This is a genomic window from Mycobacterium sp. E2733 (genome assembly GCF_001667585.1).
Taxonomy (GTDB): Bacteria; Actinomycetota; Actinomycetes; order Mycobacteriales; family Mycobacteriaceae; genus Mycobacterium.
Genome location: NZ_LZJZ01000140.1, coordinates 27,069 through 39,533, shown reverse-complemented (window position 1 = coordinate 39,533; position 12,465 = coordinate 27,069). Strand labels below are relative to the sequence as shown.

General features: G+C 69.6%; 9 protein-coding genes. 5 read left to right on the top strand and 4 right to left on the bottom strand.

What is annotated here, in order from left to right; genetic code table 11:
• Positions 1–5: 5 nt before the first annotated feature.
• On the bottom strand, positions 6–998 hold the full coding sequence (locus A5678_RS25740; RefSeq protein WP_068048955.1) for a DEDDh family exonuclease: 993 nt from the start codon (positions 996–998) through the stop codon (positions 6–8).
• 132 nt (positions 999–1,130) lie between these two features.
• Between A5678_RS25740 and A5678_RS25735 the strand changes: the two genes are divergently transcribed.
• From A5678_RS25735 to A5678_RS25725, 3 genes are read left to right on the top strand one after another with little or no spacing between them, the layout of a single operon-like run.
• Complete coding sequence (locus tag A5678_RS25735; protein WP_068048952.1) at positions 1,131–2,360, top strand: Mur ligase family protein; 1,230 nt, start codon at positions 1,131–1,133, stop codon at positions 2,358–2,360.
• Positions 2,353–3,060 (top strand): type 1 glutamine amidotransferase, encoded by a 708-nt coding sequence (locus A5678_RS25730; RefSeq protein ID WP_068048950.1) that lies wholly within the window; start codon positions 2,353–2,355, stop codon positions 3,058–3,060. Before A5678_RS25735 ends, A5678_RS25730 begins: the two co-directional genes overlap by 8 nt.
• A gap of 1 nt (position 3,061) precedes the next feature.
• Entirely contained in the window at positions 3,062–3,499 is a 438-nt protein-coding gene (locus A5678_RS25725; protein WP_082945746.1) for a hypothetical protein, read from the top strand.
• Positions 3,500–3,505: 6 nt separating this feature from the next.
• On the opposite strand, the gene recR is transcribed toward A5678_RS25725, so the two are convergent.
• Both recR and A5678_RS25715 read right to left on the bottom strand, forming a co-directional pair.
• A complete protein-coding gene (gene recR, locus A5678_RS25720) occupies positions 3,506–4,117 on the bottom strand; it encodes a recombination mediator RecR (RefSeq protein ID WP_067943399.1) in 612 nt (203 codons plus the stop codon).
• Positions 4,118–4,124: 7 nt separating this feature from the next.
• The gene (locus A5678_RS25715; RefSeq protein ID WP_068048945.1) at positions 4,125–4,472 is read right to left on the bottom strand and encodes a YbaB/EbfC family nucleoid-associated protein; all 348 of its coding nucleotides are present in this window, start codon (positions 4,470–4,472) and stop codon (positions 4,125–4,127) included.
• 98 nt (positions 4,473–4,570) lie between these two features.
• On the opposite strand from A5678_RS25715, the gene A5678_RS25710 reads away from it, so the two are divergent.
• Positions 4,571–5,344, top strand: a complete 774-nt coding sequence (locus A5678_RS25710) for an Rv3717 family N-acetylmuramoyl-L-alanine amidase (protein ID WP_068048942.1) — start codon at positions 4,571–4,573, stop codon at positions 5,342–5,344.
• Between the two features lie 498 nt (positions 5,345–5,842).
• Here the strand turns inward: A5678_RS25710 and A5678_RS27390 are convergent, their stop codons facing one another.
• The gene (locus A5678_RS27390; protein WP_156747086.1) at positions 5,843–6,247 is read right to left on the bottom strand and encodes a hypothetical protein; all 405 of its coding nucleotides are present in this window, start codon (positions 6,245–6,247) and stop codon (positions 5,843–5,845) included.
• A 4-nt stretch (positions 6,248–6,251) separates the two neighbouring features.
• On the opposite strand from A5678_RS27390, the gene pks2 reads away from it, so the two are divergent.
• Positions 6,252–12,464, top strand: coding sequence for a type I polyketide synthase (gene pks2, locus A5678_RS25700; protein WP_082945745.1), 6,213 nt, complete (start codon positions 6,252–6,254; stop codon positions 12,462–12,464).
• The last annotated feature ends 1 nt before the right edge of the window (position 12,465 follow it).

The window sequence follows — 12,465 nt, the reverse complement described above, 5'->3', positions numbered from 1 at the left end:
CGGCTCTAGAACAGCGCGAGCTGCTGGTCGAGCGTGGTGGTATCGATGAACTCCTCCATGCTGGTGCCGCCCACCACGGCGCGGATGGAGTCCATGAACTGCGTGTCGGAAATCACCGGAATCCCCAGCTGCCGGGCCAGGTAGCCCTTGCCCTGGTCGGGAGCAGGGTGGTTGCAGACCACCAACGACGTCTCGCCGTCGACGGCGTCGCTGTAGGCCAGCCCGGCATGCAGAATCCGCTCGACGAGCTCCTCGTGGGTGTGCCCGACCTCGGCAGCGAGGGCCACCCGCATGCCCTGCACCAGCGGCCTGCCGCACACGTAGTGGCCGGGGTTCAGGTACGGGCAGGGCATCCGCGAGGCCAGCACCTTCAACGGGCGCAGCTCGTCGTGAGTGACGCGGCCGTTCGGCCACCGGCGCCGGGTCACCGGATGCACCGGCAACCAGATGTCGCGGTCGCGCGCCCGCTCGAGGGCCGAGGCCAGCACACCGGTCAGCACCATCGCGTCGTCGAAGGCGTCGTGCGGCCGCTCCTGAGTCACGCCCCAGTGCGCCGCCAGGGTCTCCAACCGCAGGTTATCGATGCCGAGATCCAGCCGTCGGGCCAGCTCGACCGTGCACATGACGGAGTCGATGGGCAGTTCGGCCTCGGCGAGCTCGGCCTCCGCGGCCAGGAACGCGTAGTCGAACGCGACGTTGTGGGCGACCAGCGTGCGGCCGTCCAGCACCTTGACCACGTCGTCGACGATTTCGGCGAACTGCGGTTGGTCTTCCAGCATGGCGGCGGTCAGGCCGTGGACGTGGGTGGGACCGGGATCGACTCCGGGGTTGAGCAGGCTGACGACGGATTGCTCGACGCGCCCGTCGTCGTCGAGGCCGAGCACCGCCAGGCTGATGACCCGTGCCTGACCCGGTCGAAAGCCCGAGGTCTCGACGTCGATGACGGCCCAGCCCCCGTCCGGCTCGCTGGCCGGTCGCCCCCAGGACACCCGGTTCATGAGTTGAGGATGGCACGTCCGACCGACAACGCCCGGTTCGCCGCGGGTCGTGTCGCGCTTAAATCGATGCGCGCGACCCGCAGCGCCCGGCGCAGAGCGCCGCGCTTGCGATCGCCCTAATAAACTGCGCGGGTGATCACCACCCGTGCACGTCTCGCCCTCGCCGCGGGAGCGAGCGCGCGCTGGGCATCGCGGGTGACCGGGCGCGGCGCCGGGGCGATGATCGGTGGCCTGATCGCGATGACCCTGGACCGCTCGGTGCTCCGTCAGCTCGCGGCCGGCCGGCGCACCGTCGTCGTCACCGGCACCAACGGCAAGTCGACCACCACCCGGATGACCGCCGCCGCGCTGGCCACGCTGGGGCCGGTGGCCACCAACGCCGAGGGCGCCAACATGGACGCGGGCCTGGTGGCCGCGCTGGCCGCGCACCGCGAGGCGCCGCTGGCGGCCCTGGAAGTCGACGAGATGCACGTGCCGCACGTCTCCGATGCCGTCGAGCCGGCCGTCGTCGTGCTGCTCAACCTGTCGCGCGACCAGCTGGACCGCGTCGGCGAGATCAACGTCATCGAACGCACGCTGCGGGCCGGGCTGGCCCGGCACCCGAAGGCGGTCGTCGTCGCCAACTGTGACGACGTGCTGATGACGTCGGCGGCCTACGACAGCCCGAACGTGGTGTGGGTGGCCGCGGGCGGCTCGTGGGCCAACGACTCGGTCAGCTGCCCGCGCAGCGGCGAGGTCATCGTCCGCGACAAGGGGCATTGGTATTCCACCGGCGCCGACTTCAAACGACCCAGCCCGCAGTGGTGGTTCGACGACGAGACGCTGTACGGGCCTGACGGGCTGGCGCTGCCGATGCGGTTGGCGCTGCCGGGGGCGGTCAACCGCGGCAACGCCGCCCAGGCCGTCGCGGCCGCCGTCGCGCTGGGCGCCGACCCCGCGAAGGCGGCGGCGGCCGTGTCGGGCGTCGACGAGGTCGCCGGGCGCTACCGGACCGTCCGCGTCGGCGGTCACGAGGCGCGGATCCTGCTGGCCAAGAATCCGGCCGGCTGGCAGGAGGCGCTGTCGATGGTCGACAAAGAGGCGGCCGGGGTCGTCATCTCGGTCAACGGGCAGGTGCCCGACGGCGAGGACCTGTCCTGGCTGTGGGACGTGCGCTTCGAGCATCTCGCTCACACCGCCGTGGTGGCCGCCGGGGAACGCGGCACCGACCTCGCGGTGCGGCTCGGCTACGCCGGCGTCGACCACACGCTGGTGCACGACACCGTGGCGGCCATCGCGTCCTGCCCGCCCGGGCGGGTCGAGGTCGTCGCCAACTACACCGCGTTCCTCCAGCTGCAACGGGCGTTGGCGCGCCATGGCTGACTCGACCGTGCGGATCGGGCTGGTGCTGCCCGACGTGATGGGCACCTATGGCGACGGCGGCAACGCGCTGGTGCTGCGCCAGCGGCTGCGACTGCGGGGCATCGCCGCGGAGATCGTCGAGATCACGCTGGCCGACCCGGTGCCGGACTCGCTCGACCTGTACACGCTGGGCGGGGCCGAGGACTATGCGCAGCGGTTGGCCACCCGGCACCTCCTCCGGTACCCCGGGCTGCAACGGGCCGCGGAGCGGGGAGCGCCGGTGCTGGCGATCTGCGCCGCGGTCCAGGTGTTGGGGCGGTGGTATGAGACGTCGGCGGGGGAACGGGTCGAGGGCGTGGGCCTGCTCGACGCGACCACGTCGCCGCAGGACGCCCGCACCATCGGCGAGCTCGTCAGCAAGCCGCTGCTGTCCGGGCTGACCCAGCGGCTCACCGGTTTCGAGAACCACCGGGGCGGCACCGTCCTGGGCCCCGCCGCGTCGCCGCTGGGCGCGGTGGTCAAGGGCGCCGGCAACCGGGCGGGCGATGGCTTCGACGGCGCGCTGCAGGGCAGCGTCGTCGCCACCTACATGCACGGGCCGTGCCTGGCGCGCAACCCGGAGCTGGCCGACCTGCTGCTGAGCAAGGTGGTGGGTGAGCTGGCGCCGCTGGATCTCCCCGAGGTGGAGTTGTTGCGCCGGGAACGGTTGGCGGCGCGCTGACGTGCGGCATCACATCGCGAGAAACGGCCGGCCGGGGTTAGCGGGCGGCGCCGCCCTGCTGGTCGCGGCCGCATTGATTACGCCGGTGCCGGCGCACGCCGCCCCGGAGGTGCCGAGCGGTCGTTACACCGTGCTCTATACCGACAGCGACAAGTCGACCACGTGGCTTTTCGCCCCCTGCGGGTCGGACTGCACGCTGGCGACCTCGCAGGACGGCGGGACGTTCGTCATCAGCTGGGAGTTCGACCTCACGAACGGACGCTGGACCCACAGCGGCGCGACGCAGGCGCCGTGCGCGGACGGAACATCGGTCCCGGCAACCGTCGACTACAGCTTCGATGCCGTGTCGCTTGCCGGTGAGGGCCGGACGACCACGTCCGACGGGTGTGGCGGTCCAGGCTCGACGGTCACCCGGCCGTTCCGATTGACCAAAACCTGAGCGAACTCAGACCATCGCCCGGCGGCCGGCGAGCGCGCGGCCCAGCGTCAGTTCGTCGGCGAACTCCAGGTCGCCGCCCATCGGCAAGCCCGACGCGATCCGCGTCACGGTCAGCCCGGGGATGTCGCGCAACATCCGCACCAGGTAGGTGGCGGTCGCCTCGCCCTCGGTGTTCGGGTCGGTCGCGATGATCACCTCGGTGATGTCGACGTCGTCGACCCGCTCCCCGATCCGGCTCAACAACTCTCGGATCCGCAGCTGATCGGGCCCCACTCCAGACAGCGGATCCAGCGCGCCGCCCAGCACGTGGTAGCGGCCGCGGAACTCGCGGGTGCGCTCGACTGCCTGGACGTCCTTCGGCTCCTCGACGACGCACACCAGCGAACCGTCCCGGCGGGGGTCCGAGCAGATGCGGCAGCGTTCGTTGTCGGACACGTTGCCGCACACCGCGCAGAACCGCACGCCGTCGCGGACCTTGCCCAGCGCCGCGGTCAGCCGGTCGATATCCGGCGGTTCGACCGACAACAGGTGGAAGGCGATGCGTTGGGCGCTCTTGGGCCCGATGCCCGGCAGCTTGCCGAGCTCGTCGATCAGGTCCTGGACGGGTCCTTCAAACATGTCGGATCTACAGCTGCGGCGCCGGTGTCGGAGGTTGGCCCGGGGGTGCGCCGCCGAAACCGCCGGCCAGCGCGCCCAGCCGCTCCTGCGCCATGCGGGTGACCTGCTTCGACGCGTCGGCCATGGCACCGACGATCAAGTCCTGCAGGGTGTCGACGTCCCCGGGATCCACGACCTTGGGGTCGATCTGTACCGCGACCACCTCGCCGCTGCCCTTCACCGTCACCCTGACCAGGCCCCCGCCGGCCTGCCCGTGCACCTCGGCATTGGCCAGCTGTTGCTGGGCTTCCATCAACTTCTGCTGCATCTCCTGCGCCTGGGCCAGCAGCGCCGACATGTCGCCTCCGGGTTGCATGACAGTCCCTTCGCATCTTGGTCTCGAGTTGGTTTCGCCTGCGTGCGTCCGGCGATTCGAAACACTCAGCGTAGACCGCGCGACGCTACCTTTGCGCCGTGGACCTACGAGTGAGCAGGCGTGTCGGCATCAGGTTGGTCATCGGCGTGCTGGTTGCCGCTTCGGCCGGGATCACCCCGACCGCCGCCCCGCCGGCACGGGCGGTCCCCTCCAACATCGCCGGCATGGTGGTTTTCATCGATCCCGGCCACAACGGCTCCAACGACGCGTCGATCGGCCGTCAGGTCCCCACCGGCCGCGGCGGCACCAAGGACTGCCAGGCGAGCGGGACGTCGACCAACAGCGGCTACCCGGAACACACCTTCACCTGGGACACCGCGTTGCGAGTCCGCGCGGAGCTGAACGCCCTGGGCGTCCGGACCGCCATGGCGCGCGGCAACGACACCGGGCTGGGGCCGTGCGTCGATGAGCGCGCAAACATGGCCAACGCGTTGCATCCCAACGCGGTCCTGAGCATCCACGCCGACGGCGGGCCGGCGTCGGGCCGCGGATTCCACGTCAACTACTCGGCCCCGCCGCTCAACCAGGTGCAGGCCGGACCGTCGGTGCAGTATGCGCGGATCATGCGCGACCAGATGCAGGCCTCCGGGATTCCTCCGGCCAATTACATCGGCCAGAACGGCCTGTATGGGCGCTCGGACCTGGCCGGGCTGAACCTGGCGCAGTACCCGTCGATCCTGGTCGAGTGCGGCAACATGAAGAACCCGGCGGACTCGGCGCTGATCGAGTCCGCCGAGGGCAGGCAGAAGTACGCCGACGCGATGGTCCGCGGCGTCGCGGGTTTCCTCGCCTCGCAGGGCCAGGCGCGCTAGGCGGGCGCCGCCCGGCACGCGACAACGCCGCCCGCACAAGCCTTCTCGCCGGCAGTCCGACCAATCGCGGTTTAACGCACAGCTAACACCGCGGTCCCTCGGAAGAATTTGCCTCAACCCGGCGCGCGCCGGGATCACCTTCTGTATGGTTTGTTGCACGCATGTCGACTTGCGGTGTGGGAGAGCCGATGATCAACCCGCCGACAACTTGTCAGTCTCGGCCGGCGACAGCCGGCGCGGGACCGCTTGCGGCGGGCCTCCGCCCAAGTCTCAACCCCGTGCCGGATGGTCGGCATCGCGGGCATTCGCGCTGCATTTTCACGGCGCGCGACGACGGAGCGACGGAGGCCGGCCTGGCCGGGCCGTCCATTCCGACCCCTTCGAGGCGGGCGAAGTCGGATGGGGATTGACGACCGCGCCCTTCCACCGACGAGGCGACAAGCAAATGTCCGGCCTCCGCGCAACTCTGGTCACTTCCGTACCGGATCGCGACCGAGCCTATTGGCGAATATCGGAAATCCAGGTAATCAATATTTGCTTAGCCGAGTAATCAGCAAAGTCGCGCGAGGGCCGGAACCACTCCGCGTCGATTTCTCCGAGGGGGACTGCCGAGTTTTGCAGGGGCGGATCGATAATTCGGACGTCGAAGCGAACGCCGATTATGTCTTTGCGCTGGTAGACCCCGCGATTTCGATCCATCTGCCCGGCAATCGAGCAATTGGAATGAGCACCGGTATGACAGCCAACGTCCGGCGTTTCCCGCCGCAACCAATTGTCGAAGTTGCGTTGACTCGACCGGGCGTTCCCATCGACCAATACGAATTCAAGCGCGCGTACCGCCCCGCCGGATAAGAAGAGGTGAACGGCCGTGGACAAAGCAACTGTCACTTCCACTGCTGTCATCGGCATGGCCTGTCGACTGCCTGGTGGCATCGACTCCCCAGAGCGGCTATGGGAGGCGTTGCTGCGCGGGGACGACCTGATCACGGAGGTGCCGCCGGACCGGTGGGACGCCGAGGAGTATTACGACCCGCAGCCGGGAGTGCCGGGGCGGTCGGTGACGAAGTGGGGCGGATTCCTCGATGACGTCGCCGGCTTCGATTGCGAGTTCTTCGGGATCAACGAGCGCGAGGCCACCGCGATCGACCCCCAGCACCGGTTGCTGCTGGAAACCTCCTGGGAGGCCATGGAACACGCCGGCCTCACTCGAGAGACCTTGGCCGAATCGCTCACCGGGGTGTTCGTCGGTTTGACGCACGGCGACTATCAGCTGCTGGCCGCCGATGCGAACGCCGTGGAGGCGCCGTACGGTTTCACGGGCAGCAGCTTCAGTCTGGCGTCGGGGCGGATCGCGTACGCCTTGGGCCTCCACGGTCCCGCGATGACGGTGGACACCGCGTGCTCGTCCGGCCTGACGGCGGTGCACCTGGCCTGCCACAGCCTCAGCGACGGCGAAAGCGACCTTGCCCTGGCGGGTGGCGCGGCGGTGATCCTGGATCCGCGGAAGTTCGTCGCGGGTTCCGCGGAAGGCATGCTGTCTCCCACCGGACGGTGTCATGCGTTCGACGTCGCGGCCGACGGGTTCGCGTCCGCCGAAGGCTGTGTCGTCGTATTACTCAAACGGTTGCCCGACGCGCTGCGTGACGGTGATCGGATTCTGGCGGTAATCCGCGGCACCGCCGCCAACCAAGACGGCCACACCGTCAACATCGCCACCCCGTCGCTCGCGGCGCAGACCGCGGTGTACCGGGCGGCGTTGGCCGCCGCAGACGTCGACGCCCGCAGCGTCGGCATGGTCGAGGCGCACGGCACCGGCACGCCCGTCGGTGACCCGGTCGAATACGCCAGCCTGGCCGCCGTCTACGGCACCGACGGGCCCTGCGCGTTGGCGACGGTGAAGACCAACCTGGGGCATGCCCAGTCGGCCGCCGGAACGCTTGGGCTGATGAAGACGATCCTGGCGCTGCAGCACGGGATGATTCCGCAGAATCTGCACTTCGCCCGGCTGCCTGATGAAATGGCCGCAATAGACACCAAACTGTTTGTGCCGCAGACGATCACACCATGGCCCACCAATGGTCATCATCCGCGGCGCGCGGCGGTCTCGTCGTACGGGCTCTCGGGCACGAACGCACACGCCATAGTCGAGCAAGCCCCCGGGCAGGCGACCGAAGCCGCTGTGCCCGAAGCCATCCCAACAGTAACGGCCGCGCCTCTGCTCTTCCCGCTGTCGTCCACCTCGGCCGACGAATTGCGTCGCACCGCCGGCCGCCTGGCCGGCTGGGTCGCAGCGCATGCGGACGTGGCCTTGACGGACCTGGCCTACACGCTGGCGCGGCGGCGCGCGCACCGCTCGGTACGAACTGCGGTCATCGCGAGTAGCCGGCCGGAGCTCGTGGAGGCTCTGCGCGAGGTCGCCGACGGCGACGCTCCCTATCAGGCCGCGGTCGGGCAGGATGACCGCGGACCGGTCTGGGTGTTCTCGGGACAAGGTTCGCAGTGGGCTCGAATGGGGGCTGAGCTGCTGGCGACGGAACCGGTGTTCGCGGCGACCGTCGCGGCGGCCGAGCCGGTGATCGCCGACGAGGCCGGGTTCTCGGTGACCCAGGCGATGACCGCCTCGCAGACCGTTTCCGGCATCGACCGGATTCAGCCGACCCTGTTCACCATGCAGGTCGCGCTGGCCGCCACCATGGGCTCGTACGGAGTGCGGCCCGGCGCCGTCATCGGGCATTCTTTGGGTGAAGTAGCGGCGGCCGTCGTCGCGGGAGCGCTGTCGCTTCAGGACGGCCTCCGCGTCATTTGTCGGCGCTCCCGGCTGATGTCCCGCATCGCCGGCGCGGGTGCGATGGCATCGGTGGAACTGCCTGCGCAGCAGGTGCTTTCGGAACTGGTAACCCGCGGCGTCGACGATGCCGTGGTGGCGGTGGTGGCGTCGCCGCAATCCACAGTGATCGGCGGTGCCACCCAGACGGTGCGCGATCTGGTGGCGGCCTGGGAATCGCGCGACGTCCTGGCCCGCGAGATCGCCGTCGACGTCGCCTCGCACTCACCCCAGGTGGATCCGATCCTCGACGATCTGGCCGACGCGCTCGCCGGGCTGCATCCGATGCCGCCGGAAATTCCCTACTACTCGGCGACCCTTTACGACCCGCGCGAGCGGCCGGCCTGCGATGCCGGGTATTGGGTGCAAAACCTGCGGCAGATGGTGCGGTTCGCGCCGGCGGTACGGGCCGCTCTGGAGGAGGGCTACCGCGTCTTCGCGGAGCTGGCGCCCCACCCGCTGCTCACCCATGCGGTCGAGCAGACCGCCCGCAGTCTCGACATGCCGCTGGCCGCTCTGGCCGCCATGCGCCGCGAGCAGGCCCAGCCCTACGGGTTGCGTGGCTTTCTCGCGGATCTGTACAGCGCGGGCGCCGCGATCGACTTCTCCGTGCTCTACCCGAATGGCCGGCTGGTCGACGCGCCGCTGCCGACCTGGACGCACCGTCGCCTGTTGCTGAGCCGCGGCGGTCAATCCCCGGCGCACGGCGGCCGCACCGTTGCGGTGCATCCGCTGTTGGGCTCCCATGTGCGCCTGCTGGAGGAACCGGAACGCCACGTCTGGCAGGCGGAGGTCGGCACCGCCGCCCAGCCCTGGCTGGGCGATCACCAGGTCCGAGATGTGACCGTGTTTCCGGGGGCCGCCTACTGCGAAATGGCGCTGACGGCCGCGCGCACTGTCTTCGGTAGCGCCGCCGAGGTCCGCGACTTGCACTTCGAGCAGGCACTGCTGCTTGGCGAGCACACCACGATCGGGGCCTCGGCCACCCTGTCATCCACGGGCGCAGCCGATTTCGCCGTGGAGTCCGAGGAAGGGGGCGAACCGGTGCAGCTGGTAACCGCCACGCTCCATGCCGCCGCCGACGAGCCCCCTTCCGCACATGACATCTCCGCGCTGCTGGGAGCCCACCCGGGCTGCGAGGACGGCGCCGAGGTGCGCCGGCGCCTGGGCGAGCGTGGCATTCGATACGGTCAGGCATTCAGCGGACTCGCCGCCTTGCACACCGGTGCGGGCGGAACCCGCACTGTGCTGGCCGAGGTCGCGCTACCCGGTCAAATCCGTTCGCAACAAGATGCCTACGGGGTGCACCCGGCGCTGCTGGATGCCTGCTTTCAATCCGTTGCGGCGCACCCCGACCTGCAGACTCTGGGCGAAGATGTGCTGGCATTGCCGCTCGGCCTCCGGCGGCTGCGCTGCTACGGTCCTGCCCGCAACGCCCGCTACTGCTACACACGGGTGACGAAGGCCGATGGTTCCGGAGTCGAGGCGGACGTCGAAATGCTCGATGAGCGTGGGGCCGTCCTGCTCGTCGCGCATGGGCTGCGATTGGGCGCCGGGGCATCCGAGAACGACCGCGACGAACGGCTGCTGGCCAAGCGATTGCTGACGATCGAGTGGCGGCAACGGGAGCTGCCGGAGGTGGAACACCACAACCCCGGAGCCTGGCTGATCATCGGCACCGCCTCAGACACCGTTGCCCCGCTGACGGATGAGCTGAAACGCCTTGGCGCACAATGCTCCACGATGTGCTGGCCGCCGCATGCCGACCACGCCTCGAACGCCGAACAGCTTCGAGACCGCCTGCGCGCCGGCGGATTCAGCGGTTTGGTCATCGTGACGGGGCCCGGACGGGGCGACGCCGGCGACCAATCGCCGCGGTTGGGCCTCGAGTCCGTGCAACACCTGGTGCGTGTCATCCGCGAACTGCCCGACATGCCCGGCCAACTCCCCCGCCTCTACGTCGTGACGCACCAGGCCCAGACCGTGGTGGCCAGCGACCTGCCCAATCTGGAGCAGGCCGGCCTGCGGGGATTGCTCCGGGTGGTCGGCACCGAGCATCCGCACCTGGGGGTCACCCAGATCGATGTGGACGACGACACCGATGCCGAGCGGCTCGCCCGCCAACTGCTCGCCGGGTCGGAGGAAGACGAGACCGCCTGGCGACACGATGCTTGGTACACGGCGCGGTTGGCCCTCAGCCCGCTGCGGCCCGAGGAGCGCCGAACCACCATCGCCGACCTCGAGCTCGACGGGGTCCGTCTGCAGATCCGCACGCCGGGCGATCTCGAGTCGGTGGAATTCATTGCCCGCGAACGCGTTACGCCTGGACGGGGCCAGATCGAGGTGGAGATCAGCGCCTCCAACATCAACTTCGCCGACGTGCTCGTCGCATTCGACCGCTATCCCGCCTTCGAGGGGCGGCGACAGCAGCTGGGCACCGATTTCGCCGGCGTGGTGACCGCCGTCGGACCGGGTGTGACCGACCACAAGGTGGGTGATCATGTCGGGGGCCTGTGTGGCGACGGCTGCTGGGGAACGTTCATCACCTGCGACGCCCGCCTGGCGGTGACGCTGCCGCCCGGCCTCTCCGACGGGCAGGCGGCGGCGGTGCCGACCGCGCACGCCACCGCGTATTACGGCCTGCATGATCTGGCGCACATCAAGGCCGGCGATCGGGTCTTGATCCACTCCGGGACGGGCGGGGTCGGGCAGGCGGCGATCGCGATGGCCCGGGCCGCGGGTGCCGAAATCTTCGCCACGGCGGGCAGCGAGGAGCGTCGTCAGCTGTTGCGCGACATGGGCATCGAGCATGTCTACGATTCGCGCAGCACCGAGTTCGCCGACCTGATACGACGCCAGACGGACGGGTACGGCGTAGACATCGTGCTCAACTCGGTACCGGGCGCCGCCCAGCTCGCGGGGCTCAAATTGCTGGCCCTCGGTGGCCGATTCATCGAAATCGGCAAGCGCGACATCCGGCTGGGCCTCTTCTCGTTCCGGCCCAACATCGCATTTCACGGCGTCGACCTCGCACTGCTGTCCTACAGCGAACCCGACCGGGTGCACGACTTGCTGACCACCGTGTACCAGCTCATCGCGGACGGCGTGCTGCCGGTGCCGGAGACCACCCACTACCCGCTTGCCGAAGCCGGCAACGCCATTCGAACGATGGCCGGCGCCGGGCACACCGGCAAGATCGTGCTGGACGTCCCGCACACCGGCCACCACCGGGTGACGGTGCCACCGGCACAGGCCCCGGTCTTCCGCCGCGACGGCGCCTATCTCGTCACGGGCGGGCTTGGGGGTCTTGGGCTGTTCCTGGCGGAGAAGATGGCAGCCGCGGGGTGTGGGCGCATCGTGCTGTCCTCACGCTCACAGCCGACACGCACTGCGCTGGAGACGATCGAGCGCATCCGCGCGACCGGCGCCGACGTCGTGGTGGAATGCGGTGATATCGCGCAATCCGGCACCGCACATCGGTTGGTGGCCGCTGCCACCGCCACCGGGCTCGCGGTGTGCGGCGTGCTGCACGCGGCCGCGGTGGTGGAGGACGCCACGCTGGCCAACATCACCGATGAGCTCATCGAGCGTGATTGGGCGGCAAAGGTTTACGGAGCGTGGAACCTGCATACCGCCACCGCCGGCCAGCCACTGGACTGGTTCTGCTCGTTCTCCTCGGCGGCCGCGCTGGTGGGCTCGCCGGGGCAGGGCGCCTACGCCGCGGCCAACAGTTGGGTGGATGGCTTCACCCACTGGCGGCGGGCCCGGGGGCTGCCGGCGACCGCGATCGCCTGGGGGCCCTGGGCGGAGATCGGGCGCGCGAGCACACTGGCGGAGAAGTCCAGCATCGCGATCGACCCCGACGAGGGCGCTTACGCATTCGAAGCGATACTGCGCCACGACCGCGCCTATACCGGCTACGCGCCGGTCGCGGGTACCTCCTGGTTGGCGCTGCTGGCCGAGCGCAGCCTGTTCGCCCAGGCATTCCGCTCCATCGGAAACCAGACGGGCACAAGCAAACTGCGTGCCGAGCTCGACGACCTGCCCGTCGACGAGTGGCCTACCTGGCTGCGGCGAATGATTTCCGATCAGGTCAGCCTGATCTTGCGCCGCAGCGTCGATCCCGACCGGCCGCTCTCCGGGTACGGCTTGGACTCGCTCGGCGCCCTCGAACTACGAACCCGCATCGAGACCGACACGGGGGTCCGCATTCCGTCGGCTGACATCTCGACGATCACCATCCGCGGTCTGGCAGGCCTGCTGTGCGAGAAGTTGACACCCGCTAGTGCGGCCTGAC